14 protein-coding genes are annotated in these 18,876 nt (G+C 64.5%); 10 read left to right on the forward strand and 4 right to left on the reverse strand.

Going from position 1 to position 18,876, the window contains the following annotated elements:
• Nucleotides 1-160 precede the first annotated feature (160 nt).
• Nucleotides 161-940: an SDR family oxidoreductase gene (locus FJW05_RS03025; protein WP_140627653.1), complete on the reverse strand. Its 780-nt coding sequence runs from the start codon at nt 938-940 to the stop codon at nt 161-163.
• Nucleotides 941-1,061: 121 nt separating this feature from the next.
• On the opposite strand from FJW05_RS03025, the gene FJW05_RS03030 reads away from it, so the two are divergent.
• Both FJW05_RS03030 and FJW05_RS03035 read left to right on the forward strand, forming a co-directional pair.
• The gene (locus FJW05_RS03030; RefSeq protein WP_140627656.1) at nt 1,062-1,892 is read left to right on the forward strand and encodes a UDP-2,3-diacylglucosamine diphosphatase; all 831 of its coding nucleotides are present in this window, start codon (nt 1,062-1,064) and stop codon (nt 1,890-1,892) included.
• Nucleotides 1,893-2,082: 190 nt separating this feature from the next.
• Nucleotides 2,083-3,297, forward strand: coding sequence for an MFS transporter (locus FJW05_RS03035; protein ID WP_140627659.1), 1,215 nt, complete (start codon nt 2,083-2,085; stop codon nt 3,295-3,297).
• Here FJW05_RS03035 and dgcA read toward each other — a convergent pair.
• Nucleotides 3,268-4,251: an N-acetyl-D-Glu racemase DgcA gene (gene dgcA, locus FJW05_RS03040; protein WP_140627661.1), complete on the reverse strand. Its 984-nt coding sequence runs from the start codon at nt 4,249-4,251 to the stop codon at nt 3,268-3,270. The two genes, FJW05_RS03035 and dgcA, sit on opposite strands and share 30 nt — an antisense overlap.
• Nucleotides 4,252-4,328: 77 nt before the next feature.
• Between dgcA and FJW05_RS03045 the strand changes: the two genes are divergently transcribed.
• The 5 genes from FJW05_RS03045 to FJW05_RS03065 are packed head-to-tail and all read left to right on the forward strand — an operon-like array spanning nt 4,329 to nt 8,728.
• Complete coding sequence (locus FJW05_RS03045) at nt 4,329-5,513, forward strand: ABC transporter permease (RefSeq protein ID WP_140542799.1); 1,185 nt, start codon at nt 4,329-4,331, stop codon at nt 5,511-5,513.
• A gap of 1 nt (nt 5,514) precedes the next feature.
• Nucleotides 5,515-6,327 (forward strand): ABC transporter ATP-binding protein, encoded by an 813-nt coding sequence (locus FJW05_RS03050; protein WP_140627664.1) that lies wholly within the window; start codon nt 5,515-5,517, stop codon nt 6,325-6,327.
• Between the two features lie 14 nt (nt 6,328-6,341).
• Nucleotides 6,342-7,715, forward strand: a complete 1,374-nt coding sequence (locus FJW05_RS03055) for an MlaD family protein (protein ID WP_140542797.1) — start codon at nt 6,342-6,344, stop codon at nt 7,713-7,715.
• Between the two features lie 36 nt (nt 7,716-7,751).
• Nucleotides 7,752-8,405 carry an ABC-type transport auxiliary lipoprotein family protein gene (locus FJW05_RS03060; protein ID WP_140627666.1) on the forward strand — a complete coding sequence of 218 codons (654 nt, stop codon included), beginning with the start codon at nt 7,752-7,754 and terminating at the stop codon, nt 8,403-8,405.
• Nucleotides 8,406-8,410: 5 nt separating this feature from the next.
• Nucleotides 8,411-8,728: a hypothetical protein gene (locus tag FJW05_RS03065; RefSeq protein ID WP_140627668.1), complete on the forward strand. Its 318-nt coding sequence runs from the start codon at nt 8,411-8,413 to the stop codon at nt 8,726-8,728.
• Nucleotides 8,729-8,796: 68 nt separating this feature from the next.
• Here the strand turns inward: FJW05_RS03065 and FJW05_RS03070 are convergent, their stop codons facing one another.
• Nucleotides 8,797-14,910: a kinesin gene (locus tag FJW05_RS03070; protein ID WP_140627670.1), complete on the reverse strand. Its 6,114-nt coding sequence runs from the start codon at nt 14,908-14,910 to the stop codon at nt 8,797-8,799.
• Between the two features lie 301 nt (nt 14,911-15,211).
• On the opposite strand from FJW05_RS03070, the gene FJW05_RS03075 reads away from it, so the two are divergent.
• The 3 genes from FJW05_RS03075 to FJW05_RS03085 all read left to right on the forward strand — a co-directional run bounded on the left by FJW05_RS03075 (nt 15,212) and on the right by FJW05_RS03085 (nt 17,125).
• On the forward strand, nt 15,212-15,580 hold the full coding sequence (locus FJW05_RS03075; RefSeq protein WP_140542794.1) for an Hpt domain-containing protein: 369 nt from the start codon (nt 15,212-15,214) through the stop codon (nt 15,578-15,580).
• Between the two features lie 101 nt (nt 15,581-15,681).
• Nucleotides 15,682-16,002 (forward strand): 2Fe-2S iron-sulfur cluster-binding protein, encoded by a 321-nt coding sequence (locus tag FJW05_RS03080; protein WP_095765250.1) that lies wholly within the window; start codon nt 15,682-15,684, stop codon nt 16,000-16,002.
• A 91-nt stretch (nt 16,003-16,093) separates the two neighbouring features.
• Entirely contained in the window at nt 16,094-17,125 is a 1,032-nt protein-coding gene (locus tag FJW05_RS03085; RefSeq protein WP_140542793.1) for an NAD(P)/FAD-dependent oxidoreductase, read from the forward strand.
• Nucleotides 17,126-17,311: 186 nt separating this feature from the next.
• On the opposite strand, the gene FJW05_RS03090 is transcribed toward FJW05_RS03085, so the two are convergent.
• The gene (locus FJW05_RS03090) at nt 17,312-18,796 is read right to left on the reverse strand and encodes an MDR family MFS transporter (RefSeq protein WP_140627672.1); all 1,485 of its coding nucleotides are present in this window, start codon (nt 18,794-18,796) and stop codon (nt 17,312-17,314) included.
• Between the last annotated feature and the right edge of the window lie 80 nt (nt 18,797-18,876).

Genomic DNA, 18,876 nt, shown 5'->3' on the forward strand with positions numbered 1-18,876 from the left:
GGCCCTCCCTCTGTTCCTGATTTGGGAGCCTTTTAGCATGTGCCGGAGAGTTTTCGCGACGGCAAATAGCGGACTGCGGCCTTCACAATGCCGGAGCGAAAATAATCAATCGATTCCAGATGGTTGGGCTGTGAGCCTCAAGCCTTTGGATCGTCGGCGGTCAGAATGCGCTGACGTAGAGGCCGCCGTCGACCGGGATGTTCTGGCCGGTGAGGTAGCCGGCATGGACCGAGCATAGGAAGGCGCATATCTGGCCGAATTCCTCCGGCGTGCCGAGACGTTTTGCCGGCACGTCGGCACTGATGCGGGCCTTGCGCGCGGCGGCCGCGGCCGGGTCTTCCGGAGTGCCGGCCTCGTGAGGGCCGCGCAGCCGGTCGGTATCGAGCTTGCCGGGCAGCAGGCTGTTGATGGTGACGTTGCGGTCCATGACCGTCCGCGCCACGCCGGCGAGGAACGAGGTCAGGCCGGCGCGCGCGCCGGACGACAGGTCGAGACCGGGGATCGGCACATAGACCGACAGCGACGTGATGTTGACGATGCGGCCGAAGCCGCGCTTGGCCATGCCGTCGATAACCGCCTGGATGAGCTCGATCGGCGTGACCATGTTCTGCGTCACGCCCTCAAGGATCTTGGTGCGGTCGAGCTCGCGAAAGTCGCGCAGCGGCGGGCCGCCATTGTTGTTGACCAGAATGTCGAGGTCGGGGCAGGCGGCAAGCATCGCTTTCTGCACCTCGGGCTTCGACACGTCGCCGGCAACTTCGATGACATCCACGCCGAATAGATCGCGGATCTCCTTGGCGGTCTTGGCCAAGAGTTCGGCGTTGCGGCCGTTGACGACGAGGTCGACGCCGGCTTCGGCAAGCGCCATGGCGCAGCCTCGCCCCAGTCCCTTGCTCGAGGCGCAGACGATGGCTTTCTTGCCGCGAATGCCGAGATCCATGACGGTTTTCTCCTGATTGTGTTGCGCGCAAGCTAGCGCCTGGGCTGGACCAACCGCAACCGTCATACGGTTGTTGCATGAATCGGGGCATAGGCACGCGAAAGCAAAGGGTAAAATCGTGATGTCCGACCCAGAGCCCCGCACTTTCCGCGCCCTGTTCATTTCCGACGTGCATCTCGGCTCGAAAGCGGCCAAGGCCGATTTCCTGATCGACTTCCTGCGTCATCACGACGCCGAGATCATCTATCTGGTCGGCGATATCGTCGACGGCTGGCGGCTGCGGCGCAACTGGCACTGGCCGCAGAGCCACAATGACGTTGTGCAGAAGCTGCTGCGCAAGGCGCGCAAGGGCGCCTCGATCACCTATATCGCCGGCAATCACGACGAATTCGCCCGCCAGTTCCAGGGCGTGCATTTCGGCGGCATCGTCGTCGCCGACCGCGCCATCCACGAGACCGCCGACGGCCGGCGCCTGCTGGTCATCCATGGCGACCAGTTCGACACGGTGGTGCACAACCAGCGCTGGCTGGCCTATCTCGGCGACTATGCCTATGACGCGGCGATGCTGATCAACCGCGCGGTGACCAAGCTGCGCCACCTGCTCGGCCTGCCTTACTGGTCGTTCTCGTCATGGGCGAAGGTCAAGGTGAAGAAGGCGGTGAACTTCATCGGCTCGTTCCAGACCGTGCTTTCGGAAGAGGCGCGGCGCTCGCATGTCGACGGCGTGATCTGCGGCCACATCCATCACGCCGCGATCGAGAATTACGGCGATGTGCAGTACATCAACACCGGCGACTGGGTGGAAAGCTGCACGGCGGTGGTCGAGCATTTCGACGGCCGCATGGAAATCCTGACCTGGGCGCATGTGCTGCCCGAGGCGTCAGCCGGCAGTGAAGCGCTGGTGCCGGTCGATATCATCGACCTCAAGGGCAGGGCGGCTCAGGCGGCTTGAGCGCAGCTGCCTTTTCCCGGTCCAGCCTGTTGTCTTCGCACTCAAGCTGGCCGCGCTCGCTTCCACAGGCCCTTCCGTCAACAGCTTAGCCCTCGATCGATTGGTCCAGCCGGTTCCGTCGCGCTTTGCTGCATGTTAGGGATCGAGACACGTTGCATGGGAGTCGAATGCAGCCAAATTGGATCGATTCATGTCGCTGCCGCCGCTATCGCCCGAACAGCTTGTTAAGCCAAGCCATTTCGAACTGCGCATGAGCCTGATCTTCGCGACCTTGTTCGTCTCGCAAGGCACGCATCTGCCTTACTTTCCGCTCTGGCTGCAGGCGAAAGGTTTTCATGCCGAGCAGATTGCGGTCATCTTGGCCGCGCCGATGTTCCTGCGCGTGTTGACGACGCCGATGCTGACCGCGCTTGCCGACCGGGCCCGGGATCGCGCCGATGTCTATATCGCGGTGGTTGCAGCCTCCATGGTCATCTCGGCCGGCTATTTCCTGCCGGCCACCTATGCCGTCGTGCTCGCCGTGTCGCTGCTTTTGACGATCGTCTGGACGCCGCATTCGCCGATGGCCGATTCGCTGGCGCTTTCGGGCGTGCGCCGTTTCGGCTCGAACTACACGGCAATGCGCAAATGGGGCTCGATCTCGTATCTGTGCGCCAATGTCGTGGGCGGGTTCATCCTGGCGGCCACGGGTCCGCAGGCGGTCCCGGTGATCATCTTCATTGCGCTTGGCGCGGCCTTGGTCGCGGCGCTGCTGTCGCCGCGCATGGGACGGCCGCGCAAGGCCTCGCCGCTGTCGGCGACCGAGATCCAGCATAAGGCGCCGAGCCTGTTCAATGCCTATTTCCTCTATTTCACGCTCGGCGTCGGCATCATCACCGCCAGCCATGCCTTCCTCTACGGCTTCGTCTCGATCTACTGGAAATCGATCGGAATCGGCGATTCCGTCGTTGGCCTGCTATGGGCCTGGGGCGTGGTGTCGGAAGTCTGCATGTTTCTGTTTTTCAATCGTATTTTTGCTTCCATCTCGGTGGCCAGGGTGATGGTGATCGCCGGCATCGGTTCGATCGTGCGCTGGATCGCCTTTCCGCTGGTCTGGCCGCTCGGTCTGGGCGTCGCCGGCTTCTTCGGCGTCCAGACGCTGCATTCGGTATCGGTGGCGATGGTGTTGATCGGCCTGCAGAAGATGATCGGCGAAACGGTTTCCGAAGAGCGCACGGGCGCCGCGCAAGGCATCGCCTATTTCTTCAACGGCTTCTTCATGGCGGCGGTGACGCTCGCTTCAGGCCCGCTCTATGACCGTTTGGGCGTCGACGGTTTCTGGGCGATGATCCCGATCGCGGTCGTCGGCATGGTGCTGATAGGCCTAGCTTCCCGTTCAGCCCCAAAGCACCCCGTCGGGAGGTGAAACCAGCGATCCCCGGTAGACGAGACCGGGCTCGCGATCTCGTGCCAGCAGCAGCGGACCGTCGAGGTCGACGAAGTCGGCGTCCTGCGCGAGCAGCACCGCCGGGGCCATGGCGAGCGAAGTGCCGACCATGCAGCCCACCATGATGTCGAAGCCGAGCTCGCGCGCGCGGTCGCGCAAGTTCAACGCCTCGGTCAGGCCGCCGGATTTGTCGAGCTTGATGTTGACGGCGTCATAGAGCCCGACCAGCGCATCGAGGTCCCTTGCCGCATGCACGCTTTCGTCGGCGCATATCGGCACCGGATGCCCGATCCGGCGCAGGATGCCGTCCTTGCCCGCCGGCAGCGGCTGCTCGACGAGCGCGACGCCATGCCGCGCGGCGAAGGCAAGGTTCGCCTCGACATTTTCGTCGGTCCAGCCCTCGTTGGCATCCAGGATGATGCGGCTTTCGGGAGCGGCTTCCGTCACCGCGCGAATCCTCGCCATGTCGCCGTCGCCGCCGATCTTGACTTTGAGCAGTGGTCGCCCGGCATTGGCGCGCGCTTGCGCCGCCATGGCGTCCGGTTCGGCGAGCGACAGCGTGTAGGCGGTTTCCAGCGGCCTCATCGGAAGGGCCCCGATTGCCGCTGCCACAGGTGTGCCGGTCAGCTTGGCCTCCAGGTCCCAAAGGGCGCAGTCGATGGCGTTTCGCGCGGCGCCCGCGGGCATGGCCGCGAGCAAGGCGGTCCGGTCGATGCCGGCGACGATCGGATCGCGCATGGCCTCGATGGTCGCGCGCACCCCCTCCATGGTCTCGCCGTAGCGCCTGTACGGCACGCACTCGCCGCGCCCGGAACGTCCCCCGTCAGCGATCGTTACGGTGATGACTTCGGCCTCGGTTTTGGATCCGCGCGAGATGGTGAAGGTGCCGGCGATCGGGAATCGCTCCATTTCGACCGAAATGACACGCGCCATAATTTTCTTCTCCGGCTGTGCGACACCGGTCTGCCGGCAAATCGACACGCCAGTCCGGTCACGCTAAACAGGACGCCATGTTGACCATCCGCAAACGCGACGCAAGCGGCGAGCCCAAGGACGCCGAGCACCGGCCTCGCATCGCCGTGGGCGAGGAAGGGGGCGTGCTGGGCTGCGCCTTTTCCGGCGTGTGGACGACGCGCACCGTGGCGCTGGTCGATGCCGACATGCGCAAGATCGAGCAGAGAAGCGGCGCAAAACAGCTGATGCTCGACCTTTCCCACATCGAAAAGATGGACACCGCCGGCGCATGGCTTATCGACCGGTTGGCCAGCGCCTTCGAGAAGAAAGGCGTCGAGGTCCATTTGCAGGGGCAGAGCGAGATCGCTTCGATCCTGCTCGGCGCGGTCGGCGATGCGGTTCGACGGGAGCCCGAATCGGGTCCGGCCGGGCCGCCCAACATCATCCTGCGCGCGCTGGAGCTGGTTGGCCGGCGCGTCTACGAGATGCGCGACGATTTCTTCGCCTCCATGAACATCCTCGGCGCCACGATCCGCGGCGCGCAGATGAAGCTCGGTCGCGGCCACGCGGTCAACCCGGCCGCGATCTTCAACCAGATCGATCGCATGGGCGTCGGCGCGATACCGGTAGTGGTGCTGATGTCGGCCATTGTCGGCGCCATCGTCGCCCAGCAGGGCGCCTACCAGCTCAGCTATTTCGGCGCCAACATCTTCGTCGTCGACCTCGTCGGCGTGCTGATCCTGCGCGAGCTCGGCGTGCTGATGACGGCGATCATGCTCGCCGGCCGTTCGGGCAGCGCGATCACCGCCGAGATCGGCTCGATGAAGATGCGCGAGGAGGTCGACGCGCTGAAGGTGATCGGCCTCAATCCGATCGGCGTGCTGGTCTTTCCGCGTCTCGTCGCGCTGGTGATCGGGCTGCCATGCCTCACGATCATCGCCAATTTCGCCGCGCTTGGCGGCGGCATCGTCGCCGCCTGGCTCTATTCCGATATCCCACCGGCCGCGTTCATCGACAGGCTGCGCGTCGCCATCGACCTCAGCACCATCTTTGCCGGCCTGATCAAGGCGCCGTTCATGGCCCTGATCATCGGCATCATCGCGTCGGTCGAGGGCATGAAGGTCGGCGGCAGCGCCGAATCGCTGGGCCTGCACGTGACCGCGTCGGTAGTGAAGTCGATCTTCGTCGTCATCATACTCGACGGGCTTTTCGCCATGTTCTACGCAGCGATCGGGTTCTGAGATGGCGAACGGCAACGGCGCCACGGCAGCGCAGGACACGAATGACGACGAAGTCGTGCTTTCGGTTCGCGATGTCACCGTCGCCATCGGCGACAAGGTGATCCTCGACAAACTCTCGCTCGATATCAAGCGCGGGGAAATCCTCGGCTTCGTCGGCGCTTCGGGCGCCGGCAAATCGGTGCTGTTACGCACCATATTGGGACTGATGCCGAAGCAATCGGGGACGATCAGCCTGTTCGGCGTCGACGTCGACAAGGCAAGCGACGCGGATCGTTTGCGCATCGACATGCGGCTCGGCGTCCTTTTCCAGCATGGCGCGCTATTTTCGGCGCTGACGGTGCTGGAAAACGTGCAGGTCCCGATGCGTGAATATCTCGACCTGCCCAGGGCGCTGATGGACGAGCTTGCCATGCTCAAGATCGAGCTGGTCGGGTTGCCGGCCGATGCGGCGCAGAAATTTCCCTCCGAGCTGTCCGGCGGCATGATCAAGCGCGCGGCGCTGGCGCGCGCCCTGGCGCTCGATCCGGACATCGTCTTTCTCGACGAGCCGACCTCCGGGCTCGACCCGATCAGCGCCGCCGAGTTCGACGAGCTCGTCGTCAAGCTGCGCGACACCATGGATCTGACCGTCTACATGGTCACGCACGACCTCGACACGCTGTTCACCGCTTGCGACCACGTGGCGGTGCTCGGCAAGAAGAGGGTGCTGGTCGAGGGCACGATCGACGACATGCTGAAGAGCGAGGAGCCTTGGGTGAAATCCTATTTCCGCGGAAAACGCGCCCGGCAACTTGATCTTGCGGCGCGCGCATAGCCATAAGTGGGGCGATGGAAACAAGAGCCAACTACATTATTGTCGGCATCTTCACGCTGGGTGCGATCCTGGCGGCCTTCGCTTTCGTCTATTGGACAGCGGCGATCGGCGAAAGGGGTGAAACGGCAATGCTGCGCGTGCGCATCCCAGGCTCGGCTTCCGGCCTCAGCCGCGGCAGCCTTGTGCTGTTCAACGGCGTCAGGGTGGGTGACGTGAAGAACGTCTATATCGACGGCGACGATCCGACCGTCGCCATCGCCGACACCGAAATTGCCCGTTGGACGCCGATCACCAAATCGACGCAGGCCGATATCGGACTGACCGGCCTCAGCGGCCAGGCCAATATCGAGCTCAAGGGCGCCGATCCGAAAGAGACCAGGCTGCTCGACGAAGCGGAGAAGGAAGGCAAGGTCGCCGAAATCGTCGCCAATCCGTCCGCGGTCACCAACCTTTTGCAGACGGCGCAGAACATCTTCACCCGCGCCGACAAGGTGCTTGGCGAGCTCGAAGGCTTCACCAAGGACGTTCGCGGTCCGCTGACGCAGACGGTCAAGAACGTCGAGACCTTCTCGGACGCGCTGGCCAAGAATTCCGACGGCATCGACAAGTTCCTGTCGGCGGTGAGCTCGCTTTCGGATCAGCTGAAGAATGTCTCGGGCCGGCTCGACAGCACGCTGAAGGCAGCCGAAGGCCTGCTTAATTCCGTCGACAAGGACCAGATCAAGAGCATCGTGGCCAATATCGACACGGTGACGACGAACCTGAAAGAGACCTCGAAGCAGTTCGACACCGTCATCGATAACGTCAACACGGCGGTCGGCTCGATCAACGATTTCGCCAAGCAGACGCAAGGCACATTGGCCAAGGTCAACGGCGTGCTCGACGGCATCGATCCGGCCGACGTCAAGGCCGCTTTGGCCAACATCCAGAAGGCCAGCGCCAACGCCGACAAGGCGGCGTCCGACATCGCCAAGGTCACCGACAAGATCGCCAACCGTTCCGACGACATCAACGAGACCATCAAGGACGCCCGCCAGCTCGCGCAACGGCTCAACGATGCCTCGGTGCGCGTCGACGGCATCCTGGTCAAGGTCGACAATCTCCTCGGCTCCGGCGAGGCCAACGGTGTCATGGCCGATGCCAGGGCGACATTGAAATCCTTCAAGCAGGTGGCCGACACGCTGAACTCCCGCCTCGGCACAATCGTCGACAACCTGTCGCGCTTCTCCGGCCAGGGCCTGCAGAACGTCGAGGGGCTGGTGCAGGACAGCCGGCGCTCGATCAATCGCATCGAGGAAGCGGTGACCGATCTGAGCCGCAACCCGCAGCGCATTCTGTCCGGCGGCGCCGGCGAGGTCCGGCAGTTCGATGGAAGGGCACGGCGTTGACTTCGGCCGCCGCGACCGTCAAGAAATGAACCGCAAATGCGGGTTGATCGTAAGATCCGGGGACAGCGGGGATCACGCGTGAAGTCGATCGGGGTGGTTGCGGGTAGTTTGAGATCGTCCGCCGCAGCGTTGCTGGTGCTTGCGGTCGCCGGCTGCGCGGCCCTGGGCGGCAAGCCGGCGCCGCTTGACACGTTCGAATTGTCCGCGCCGTCGCTCGACGTGCGTGCCCACAGCCGGCGCCAGATCCTGATCGCCCAGCCGTCGGCGCTCAAGGCGCTGGACAGCCAGAACATCGTCATCAGGCCTTCCGACCGGTCGATCCAGTTCCTCAAGGGCGCGCAATGGGCGGACCGGCTGCCGCTGATCGTGCAGGCGAGGCTGGCCGAAACCTTCCAGCGCTCCGGCAGCTTTGCCGGCGTCGGAAAGCCAGGCGAGGGGCTGGCGATCGACTACCAGATCATAGTCGAGGTGCGCTCCTTCGAGGTGCGCGTCAATGGCGGCGAGCATGCCGATGTCGATCTGTTCGTGCGCATCCTGAACGACCGCAACGGCGAGGTGCGTGCCTCGAAGAGCTTCACCGCGAGCGCCCCGGTCTCTGGCAGCGGCAATGCGGCTTACGTCAGCGCGCTGGACGGCGCCTTCGGTCAGGCGGCGAAGGATATCGTCCGCTGGACGGATACGGTGATCTGAGGGAAATGGCCGTCAGTTTTGTTCAAAGGACGCTTTCGGTCGACGGTAAGGAGGTGACCTGCCGTTTCTTTTTGCCCGAGTTCGAGCAGGGGCGAGATTTCCAGTGCCGATATGAAATAGCGTGGCCCGAAGGTTCACGTTCTCGAAAAGCTTACGGGATCGACCAAGTGCAGGCGCTATTGCTCGCGATGCAAATGGCACATACTGACCTTCTATCAGAACGCGAAAATAGTGGACGCAAAGTACTATGGCTTGATCAGCGAAGCCTTGGATTGCCTATCGCGAACTCAATTCGTGATTTGGACCCCGACGGCGGTTTCTGACCGTGAGTCAGATAGAAAAAGGCGGGCTTTCGGCCCGCCTTTTTCGTTTCTTTTGATCAAGCACTGGCTTAGTGCAGCCGGCCGCTGGCATGGGCCAGCATGGTGTAGACCTTGCCGGTGTCGGACGTCAGGTAGGTCTGCGCCATGATGTTGTCGCGGTCGTTGCGCGAGACATCCTTGAGCAGCTTCTCGAAATCCTCGCAGTAACGGTCGACCGCGGCGCGGAATTCCGCCTCGGCCTGATACTTGCGGCGGATCTCGTCGAAGGTCTGCTGGCCCTTCAGCGTGTAGAGGCGACGGGTGAAGACGTCGCGCTCGCCCCGCCGGTAGCGGTTCCAGAGCTCGATCGAGGCGTCATGGTCGATGGCGCGGGCGATGTCGACGGAGAGCGAGTTGAGCGACTCCATGACATGCAGCGGCGAGCGCTGGGCAGGCGTCGCGCGCGGCGCTTCCGCCGGCGCTGCCGGCCGCAGCTCTTCCTCACGCGAGGCATTGGTGAGGAGGTCGCGCACCCAGCCGCCCTGCTGGGGCTTGCCGTTCGGATCGCGGCGCGGCGCCTCGGCGGGGCGTTCAAGGTCGAGCGTGCCGCGCAGCGTTGTCTCGGCGACCGGCGCCTGCGGAGCGCGGGCCGTCGGTTGCGGTTGCTGCTGTGGCTGCGGCGCCGTGGGACGGCGCAGCGGCGGTTCGGCGGCTCGGGCCGGCGCCTGCGGAGCCGGGCGCAGACCGCGTGGCTCGCCCTGTTCGCTGCTGCCGCTGCGGCCGGATTTCGCAACGATATCCGACAGTTCCTTGAGCGCATTGATCTGCTCTGCGACAGCGCGACGAATGGCCGAGGTCGATTCCTTGGCTTCCTCCGGCATCTCGATCACGCCCTTCTTCAGCTCGGCGCGGGTAAGGTCGAGCTCGCTCTTGATCGAGCCTGCGGTGCGACGCATCTCTTCGGTCGCGTCGGCAAAGCGGCGTGTGGCCGAATCGACGACGTCGGCGATGGCGGTGCGGATCTTTTCCGCCGATTCCATCGTGCGGCCCTCCGCGGTCTGCATCGTCTGGCCGACGAGGTTTTCGAAGGAGCGCATCACCTTCTCGAGGTCTTCCGACTTCTTGACCAGGCCGACGGCGAGGTCTTCCAGCGAGGACTGACGCTCCAGCGTGTGCTCGAGATTGCTTTGCGCGGAGCTGAGCAAATTCGAGGCGCTGGAGAGCAACCGGCTGTGTTCGTCGAACTTGGTCGCGATCGAGGCCACCTCGCGCAGCGTCGCCGAGGACAGGTCGGTGAGCCGCGTCGTGTTGGAATCGACCAGACGCGCCGAACTGGCGAAAGTCTGGGCGGCCTTCTCCGTGGTCGTGGCGAAGCTCTGCGTGCTGCCGGAGAGCCGCTCCTCGACCTGGCCGAGATTGACGGCAGCCTGGTCGATCAATTGGCCGAGCTGCGCGCTGGAGGTGGTCATGCGGCCGATAAGATCGGCCACGCTGTCGGCAAGCGACGAGCGGGCGCCTTCGACGGCCGACAGCGTCTCGGCCGTGCGGCTGGCGAGAGCATTGACGAGGTTCGTGTTCTCGCTGCGCAGCTTCTCGGCCGCCCGTTCGGTGACCTCTTCCATGCTGCGCTGCAGCTCGGAGCCGCCCTGGGCGAAGCGCTCGACCAGCGGTTTGGCCGTCTCGTCGAGGATTTTCGCCATCTCTGCCGAACGCGCCGCGAGCATGGTGTTGAGCTCGCGGGTGTTGGCGCCGATCGTGCGGGCGGCCTCGTTGGTGCTCTGGCCGATATGCTGGCCGACCGCCGTGAAGGTCTCGGCGATGACATTGGCGCGCGAGATGAGCTGGGCCTCGGCGCTGGAGACCTGCTCGTTGAGCTTCTGGCCCATGGTCTCGGCGGTGTAGGCGAAGCGGTTTTCCACGCTCGCCACCTGGTCCTCGACACGGGCGGCCGCGGCCGAGGCGCTTGCGGCCAGCCGCTCGTCGGCTCCGGCCAGCGCCTGCTCGATCTCGCGGGCATGCACGGCAAGCTCCTGCCCGGTCTGGCGGGCACGGTCGGCGACGCGTTGTTCGGTCGCCGCGAAGGCGCCGACGATCGTGTCGGCATGCTCGCCGATGGTCGAGGTGCTCGAGGCGATACGCGACACCAGACGGCTGTCGGCGTCGTCGAAGATACGGGCAATTTCGGACGCCCGCGACGACAGTGCTTCCGAGCCCTCGGCGATACGCGAGATCAGATGCTGGTCGGCGCTGTCGAAGATGCGGCCGAGGTCCGAGGCGCGGGCGGCCAGCGCTTCGGCCGATTCGCTGATGCGCATCGAAAGCCGCTCGTCGGCGCCCTCGAAGTTGCGCAGGATGTCGCCGGCACGGGCGGCCAGCGACTGCGCCGTCTCGACGGCGCGGGCAACCAGCTTCTGGTCGGCTGCGTCGAAGGTGTTGGCGATGTCGCCGGCGCGTGCGGCCAGCTTGTCGGCGGTTTCCTCGGCGCGGGCCATGAGCGAGTTGGAGGCATCGTCGGCGCGCGCCATCAGCATGTTGGACGTATCCTGGGCGCGCTCGTGCAGGCGGCGGTCCGCCGCCTCGAAAGCCTGCGCGATGTCCTCGGCCCTGGCAAGCAGCGCGGCGGAAGTCTGCTCGGCGCGTTCGGCGATCTTGCGGTCGGCGTCGCTGAAAGCCGCACCGGCCTGCTCGTGCAGGGTGCTGGTGATTTCCATGACCTTGTCGCGCAGCGCGCCCGCCACGAAGACCGCGGTCTTTTCCAGCACGCCGCGGACATTGTCGACGCCGGTCGACAGCGCACGCTCCATGGTGCCGGCGCGCTCCTCGATGACACCGGTCTGCCGGCTGAAGGCCTGCTCGATCTTCTCGACATCGGCGGCAATCGCCGCCGAGATATCGCTGCTTCGGGCAGCGATCTGATCAATATGGCCGGAAACCGAACGGTCGACGTCCTTGCGCGCATCGGCAAGCTTGACGAGATCGTCCTCGAGGGCCTTGGCCAGCATGTTGCGGCCCTCGGACAGCTTGCCGACATGACCGGCGATGACATCGTCGATCTCCGAGCGGCTTTCCGTCAGCTTCTGAAGGTCCGCTTCGAGGGCGCGCTTGAGGATATCGCGGCCTTCGGCGAGCTTTTCGACCTGGCCGGCGACCAGGCCGTCGATCGAGGAACGGCTTTCGGCGAGCTTGGCGAGGTCGGCTTCCAACGCACGCTTGAGGATGTCGCGGCCTTCCGCGAGCTTCTCGACCTGGCCGGATACCAGGCCGTCGATGCCGGCGCGGCTCTCGGCGAGCTTGGCAAGATCGTCCTCGAGCGCCTTGGACAGCGTCGCACGGTTCTGCGACAGTTGGTCGGCATGGGTCTGCATGAGGCCGCTGGCATTAGCCATATCGGTCTCCAGCGCACGCGAAAGCTCGGCGCGGTGGCCGGTGATCTTCTGTGAATGATCGACGATCGCGCCCTGGATGGTGTTGAGGTCGGCTTCCAGCGCGCGCTTGAGGATGTCGCGGCCTTCGGCAAGCTTCTCGACCTGGCCGGCGACCAGCCCGTCGATGCTGGAGCGGCTCTCCGCCAGCTTGGCGAGATCGTCCTCCAGCGATTTCGACAGCACGGAACGGTCCTGAACGAGCCGGTTTTGATGGTCGGCGATGGCGCCGCTGACGGCCTGCAGGTCGGTCTCAAGCGCTTTCGAAAGCTGTGAGCGATCTTCCAGCACCCTGTCCGAATGTCCCGCTATGGCACCCTTGATGGCGTTGAGGTCGGCTTCCAAGGCACGCTTGAGGATGTCGCGGCCTTCGGCGAGCTTCTCGACCTGGCCGGCGACAAGGCCGTCGATCGAGGCGCGGCTTTCGGCGAGCTTGGCGAGGTCGGCTTCCAGCGTCTGCGACAGCAGGCTGCGGTCGTCGGCGAGCTTGCCGGCGTGGCTGTCGATCAGGCCGCGGATGCCGCTCAGATCGCTTTCAAGGGCGCGGCTGAGCTCGCCGCGGTCCTCGGCGAGCTTGGTCGAGTGGGTCTCGATCAGGCCGCGGATGCCGATGATGTCGGTCTCGAGCGCCTTGGCGAGCACGGCGCGGCCCTCGGCGATCTTCTCGACCTGACCGGCGACAAGGCCGTCGATGGAGGCCCGGCTGTCCTGCAGCTTGTTGAGATCGGCCTCCAGCGCGCGCGCCAGGATGTTGCGGCCCTCGGCCAGCTTCCCGACATGGCCGGCGACCATTTCGTCAATCATCGTACGAGCTTGGACGAGCCTGCCGGAGTCTTCGTTCAAGACCTGGGACAGGCGGTTGCGGCCTTCTTCGAGCTGCTCCAGATGGCTGCCCAGCGACGCATCGATGGCGGCGCGGGACTCGTTGACCTTGCGCAGGTCTTCTTCCAGCGCCCGCGAGATCAGGCCGCGGCCTTCGGCCAGCTTCTGCACCTGGTTGGTCACGGCGGCATCGATTGCCACGCGGCCTTCGGCGAATTTCGCCAGATCCTCCTGCATGGCGGCCGCCATGCGCTCGCGGCTCTCCGAAAGCGCACGGCTGTGGTTCTCGACGGCTTCCTCAATACCGACACGGGCATCGGCCAGCCGCTGGATGTCGGAATCGAATGAGCGCGACACGACATGCCGGGCCGCTTCCATGCGCCCGGCGAAGTCGGTGGCGCGGGCTTCGAGCATGGAGGAGGTCGACGAGATGATATCCGCCATGTCGGCGCCGATCTGCGTCTTGCCCTGATCGATCATCGACGTCAGCTGGTCCTTGCTGTCGGCGAAGGTGTGCGCGATCTCGCGGGCGCGCTCGACCAGCGTCTCGTTGATCTGGCGGGCGCGGGCTTCGAGGGCGGCGTTGAGTTTCTGCGTTCCGGTGTCGAGCGCCTCGGCGCGGGTTTGGAATTCGCTGATCAGCGCCTGACCGCGTTCGGCCAGCGTCCGCTCGATGCCGCTGAGGCTCGTCTCGAACTCCGAACTCAAGGTGCGCGCCGCGCCGCCGAGCAGCGAGACCATGCCGTTGGTGCGGTCGTCGAGCAGGTCGGTCAGCGAGCGTGTCAGGCCGTCCGTGGTGTCGGTCAGCTTGGCGATACGGGTATCGAGCAGGCTCGCGAAAGCCTCGCCGGAGGTCGAAAGACGGTCCGTGATGTTGTCAAGGCGCGATTCCACGGAATCGAAGATCGATGTCGAGCTTTCATTGATGCGGTCGATCAGCGTGTCGCCGGAATTGTTGATCGTCATCGACAGCTTGGTCGACGCGTTGAGGATCGAGTCGCGGATGATGTCGCTGGCCGAGCCGATCTCGTCGCGCAGCGTCTCGTGAGCGCTGGCGATGGAGGCGCGCACGCGCTCGGCATGGGTGACGACCGCCTCGCGCTCGCTGCCGAGGCCGTCGACCAGCGAACGTATGCGGGCCTCGTTCTCGGAATAGGAGCGTTCGAGCTGGCTGACTTCGCCGTGGACGAGCGTTTCGAGCTCAACCGCGCGGGCCAGGGTGCGCTCGATGCCTTCGCCCATGGCCGCCACCTCTCGGCGAACGGCCTGGCCGATCATCATGACACGGTCCTGGGCGAGGTTTTCGGGCTCCGCCAGGCGGAAGGCGACCTCGGTCATCGATTGCGCGGCGAGGCGCATTTCCTGCGCGCGCCGGATCATGGCGGCGAACGCCCAGAACAGGATGACCGGAACGATCGCGGCAACCGCCAGGCCGATCAGCTCGGGACGGGCGAAGAACTGGTCGAAGGTACGGATGTTCCAGATGCCGGGGCCGAACAACAGGTTGGCCAGGCCGCCGGCGCCGGCGATCCAGGCCAGCGAGATAAAGGCGATCACCCAGTAGACGGTGCTGGACGCACGGCGATTGAGGCTGTGCAGCAGCGTCTTGTAGTCCTTCTGGCGGTCGTCGTTGGCGGGCGTGAAGCCGGCTGGAGGCGTAAAGCCGGACGGCTGCCCGTTGCGCGGCTCGACCGGGCGCAACTCGGCCGGCTTGGCTGCGGGCGCCCTGGGGGGCTGGGGGCTGGCAGGCTGGGGATTGTTTGCCGGCTCCGTCCTCTGGCTGCGCCCTTCGCGCGCCAGCTCGTCGGCCGCCGCCGAAATCTGCGCTTCGAGATCCTCCATCGACGCCGCCATGTCGAGGCCGCCTTCGTCGCCGTTAAGGTCAAGGTCAAGCGCCTTTTCCAGTTCCGCGGCCACGTCATTCTCGAGAGACTTCGTCGTCGTTGGTTTCTTAGCCATGCCTTCGCTACCCTGTACTAGCTGCCGCGGGACTTATGATTTTGGCCTGATTCTGGCCCGATTCTGGCTTGTCTATCCCGCGCAGGAGGCTGAAAAATGGACCTTCGTATCGTAATGACACACTGGGGTAAAGAAAACATGCATTCCGGGCGATACGTAAAACTTTAAATATAAGGTTAACGGAGACGTGATCCGGCTGCCTCCGTGACAACATTTTTCCTCTGCAGTCGTTAACCCGTTGGCGACCGGGAGCGCCTATTTTCGCGGGCCCGTCTGCCCGCTTGATGGAGTTGCAGTGCGTATGCGTGGCGAAAGTGGTATTGCGTTTTCCATGCCGGGGGGCGACGCCTCCGGAACGGCTGGAGCCCGACCGGTGGATCTCGGCCATCTGGCACGCCAGACAATGGGCGACCGCGACCTCGAACGCGAGGTGCTGGCGCTGTTCGTGCACCAGTCGCTGTCGGTCCGTGACCAGATCGCGGATGCCGACGCCAGGCAAAGGGTGCTTCTGGCACATGGCCTGAAAGGCTCGGCGCGCGGCATCGGCGCCTTTGCGGTGGCCGACTGCGCCGCGATCATCGAAACCCAGCCGGAAGACGTCCGGGCGCTCAAGCGGCTCAGCACGCTGATCGAGGAAGTGCGCGACTTCATCGCAGGCATCAGCCGCTAGTATCCCACCTTTCTGAAAAACGTCATTTCGTGGCGCTTTCGCGCCGCAGTTGACTTGTCCGGCAGAGTGATTATCTCGGCTGCGACTCCTCAGGTGACTTAATGACCAAGCTGACTTACATCGCCCATGACGGGACCCGGTTTGACGTGGAAGCCGAAAACGGCTCGACGGTGATGGAAAACGCGATCCGCAATGCGGTTCCGGGCATCGAAGCCGAATGCGGCGGCGCCTGTGCCTGCGCGACCTGCCATGTCTATGTCGACGAAGCCTGGACGGCGGAGGTCGGCGAGCCGGAGGCGATGGAGGAGGACATGCTGGATTTCGCCTACGAGGTCCAGCCGAACTCACGCCTCTCCTGCCAGATCAAGGTGCGCGACGCGCTGGACGGGCTGGTGGTTCGGGTCCCCGCGCGCCAGGGTTAGAGCCGACTTTCCAATTTTCTTTTGCGCCGGCAGCTTGGCAGCGGCCGACAGCTCATGCAGTCTCGCCGCTTTCCCAATCGGGGCGCAGCGCATGACCGATACCATCAAAACGGACGTTCTCATTGTCGGGGCAGGGCCGATCGGCCTGTTCGCCGTGTTCGAGCTCGGTCTGCTCGATATGAAATGCCATCTGATCGACATTCTCGATCGTCCCGGCGGCCAATGCGCCGAGCTCTATCCTGAAAAGCCGATCTACGACATTCCCGGCTGGCCGACGATCTCCGCGCAAGGCCTGGTCGACAAGCTCATGGAGCAGATCCATCCGTTCAAGCCGGACTTCACCTTCAACCGCATGGTGTCGAGCCTTGAAAAGCTGGAGGACGGCAGTTTCCGCGTCGCCACCGACGAAGGTGAATTGTTCGAGGCCAAGGTGGTGGTGATCGCCGCCGGCGGCGGCTCGTTCCAGCCCAAGCGTCCGCCCATTCCGGGCATCGAGGAGTACGAAGGCAAGAGCGTGTTCTATTCGGTCCGGCGCATGGAGGAATTTCGCGGCCACGATCTCGTCATCGTCGGCGGCGGCGATTCCGCACTCGACTGGACGCTCAACCTGCAGCCGATCGCCAAAAGCGTGACGCTGGTGCATCGCCGCCCGGAATTCCGGGCCGCGCCCGACAGCGTCAACAAGATGTATGCCATGCATGAGATGAAGCAGCTCGAATTCCTGGTCGGCCAGGTCAGCGGCCTTGCCGGCGGCGGCGGTCAGCTGTCGTCGGCGACCATCAAGGGCGGCCCGGATGGCGACGTCGAGGTGCCGTGCACCCGCATGCTGCCATTCTTCGGCCTCACCATGAAGCTCGGGCCGATCGCCGAATGGGGCCTTAACCTGCACGAGAACCTGATCCCGGTGGACACCGAGAAGTTCCAGACGTCGATCCCGGGCATCTTTGCCGTCGGCGACATCAACTGGTATCCGGGCAAGCTCAAGCTGATCCTGTCAGGCTTCCATGAAGTGGCGCTGATGGCGCAGGCCGCCAAGCGGATCGTCAGCCCGGGCGAGCGCATCGTCTTTCAGTACACGACCTCGTCGACCAGCCTGCAAAAGAAGCTCGGCGTGCATGATTAAGGCGTATTGATATTCAGGTGATGCCGGACTGCGAACGGCAGCTTCCTGCGCTTCCGGCCTTCGCCGGCCGAAGCCCTCACGAATGGCGGGGCGGCTAAAATAAGGCTACGGCCGGCGTAGGCCGGTTCTCGGAAACTGCCCTTCTCGACTCGGCCTGACCTGAATCTCAACACACCTTCAAACGATCTACTCCGCAAGCGCGGGCGCGGTTTGCTCGTCGTGGCCGCGCAGTTCCTTTTCGGGCATCAGGGCCAGCGTGATCAGCGCCAGGACGAGCGTTGCTCCGGCGGCGACGAATATCATCACGAACGGCAACGCCGATGCCGGATGGATATGCGTCTGCGAGCCTTCTGAGGACAATGGCAGGCCGTAGCCGAGCGCGACGGCGCCGAGCATGGCCACGCCGAGCGCGCCGCCCAGCGTGCGCAGGAAGGTCAGAACGCCCGTCGCGACTCCGAGATGCGCGCGATCGACGGCATTCTGGACCGAGACGGTGGCAACCGGGAATGTCGTTCCGCTGCCCAGGCCGATCAGAGTGGTCAGGATTTCCACTTCGAGCAGCGAGGCGTGTTCCGCAATGGCACTGAGCACGCCAATGCAGACGATGGCCAGGCCGACGCCGATCATGGCGATGCGCTTGTAATGGACAAAGCGCGGGATCGTGCGGCCGCTGAAGGTCGCGCCGGCGACCGTGCCGAGCAGGAGGCCGAGCATCGCGGTGCCGGATTCGCTGACCGAAAGCCCGACGACCGATTGCAGATAGACCGGCAGGTATACCGACGCGCCGATGTTCGCGGCCTGCAGCAGGAACATCGATAGTGTGCCGGCGAGCACGATCGGGTTGCCCAAGACTTCGAGCGAGATCAAAGGCTCGGCCGCCTTGAGCAGCCTGAGCGCGAAGAAGGCCCAGAACACCGCCGAACAGGCAACCAGCCCAAGGATTTCGCGGGAGAACCAGGGATAGGCGCTGCCGCCCCAGCTGAGCGCCAGGAGCAGAAGCGTCGTGGCGATAACCAGCAGCACGGCGCCCAAGCCGTCGATGCGATGGTTCTTGGCCGCGACCGGCAGCTTCTTCAACGGGTTGTTGATGATGGCCATGGCCAAGAAGCCGATCGGCAGGTTGATCCAGAAGATCAGCGACCAGTGCAGATGCTCGGCAAACACGCCGCCGAGCAGCGGGCCGGCGACGCTGGCGACCGCCCAAGTGCCTGCGATCCAGGCCGCATAGCGGGCGCGCTCGCGCGGCGGCACGAGGTCGCCGATGACCGTCTGGGCCAGCGCGAAGAGACCGCCGCCGCCGGCGCCCTGGATGGCGCGGCCGATGACCAGCACCAGCATGTTGGGAGCAAGCGCGCTGACCAGCGACCCGAGCAGGAAGACGAGGATGGCGGCGTAGATGACGGGGCGACGTCCGTAGACATCGGAAATCTTGCCGTAGAGCGGCGCCATCGCGGTTGCGGTCAGAAGATAGCCGGTGACGATCCACGGCAGATACTCGGCATGGCCGAGCGCGCCGGCGATCGTCGGCAGGGCAGGGGCTACGATGGTCTGATCAAGGGCCGCCAGCAGCATCGACAACAGCACGCCGCCGATGATGGCATTCTTCTCGCTCTCGCTCATGATCGGCGCGGCTTCCGGCGCCATCGTCTGGTTCTCGACGGTCTGGTCCATGCATCATTCTTTCAAAGGCTGGTACTTGGTGCGCCAAGGCGGCTTTGGCCGGTCGCACCTGTCATTTCTCATCGTGGACC

The organism is Mesorhizobium sp. B2-9-1 (assembly GCF_006439455.1).
Classification (GTDB): Bacteria; Pseudomonadota; Alphaproteobacteria; order Rhizobiales; family Rhizobiaceae; genus Mesorhizobium.

Coding starts and splice junctions, on each gene's coding strand:
- FJW05_RS03085 (WP_140542793.1), top strand. CDS start 16,094: ATGACCGATACCATCAAAACGGACGTTCTCATTGTCGGGGCAGGGCCG.
- FJW05_RS03030 (WP_140627656.1), top strand. CDS start 1,062: ATGTCCGACCCAGAGCCCCGCACTTTCCGCGCCCTGTTCATTTCCGAC.
- FJW05_RS03050 (WP_140627664.1), top strand. CDS start 5,515: ATGGCGAACGGCAACGGCGCCACGGCAGCGCAGGACACGAATGACGAC.
- FJW05_RS03075 (WP_140542794.1), top strand. CDS start 15,212: ATGCGTGGCGAAAGTGGTATTGCGTTTTCCATGCCGGGGGGCGACGCC.
- FJW05_RS03070 (WP_140627670.1), bottom strand. CDS start 14,910: ATGGCTAAGAAACCAACGACGACGAAGTCTCTCGAGAATGACGTGGCC.
- FJW05_RS03060 (WP_140627666.1), top strand. CDS start 7,752: ATGCGGGTTGATCGTAAGATCCGGGGACAGCGGGGATCACGCGTGAAG.
- FJW05_RS03080 (WP_095765250.1), top strand. CDS start 15,682: ATGACCAAGCTGACTTACATCGCCCATGACGGGACCCGGTTTGACGTG.
- FJW05_RS03045 (WP_140542799.1), top strand. CDS start 4,329: ATGTTGACCATCCGCAAACGCGACGCAAGCGGCGAGCCCAAGGACGCC.
- dgcA (WP_140627661.1), bottom strand. CDS start 4,251: ATGGCGCGTGTCATTTCGGTCGAAATGGAGCGATTCCCGATCGCCGGC.
- FJW05_RS03025 (WP_140627653.1), bottom strand. CDS start 940: ATGGATCTCGGCATTCGCGGCAAGAAAGCCATCGTCTGCGCCTCGAGC.
- FJW05_RS03090 (WP_140627672.1), bottom strand. CDS start 18,796: ATGGACCAGACCGTCGAGAACCAGACGATGGCGCCGGAAGCCGCGCCG.
- FJW05_RS03055 (WP_140542797.1), top strand. CDS start 6,342: ATGGAAACAAGAGCCAACTACATTATTGTCGGCATCTTCACGCTGGGT.
- FJW05_RS03065 (WP_140627668.1), top strand. CDS start 8,411: ATGGCCGTCAGTTTTGTTCAAAGGACGCTTTCGGTCGACGGTAAGGAG.
- FJW05_RS03035 (WP_140627659.1), top strand. CDS start 2,083: ATGTCGCTGCCGCCGCTATCGCCCGAACAGCTTGTTAAGCCAAGCCAT.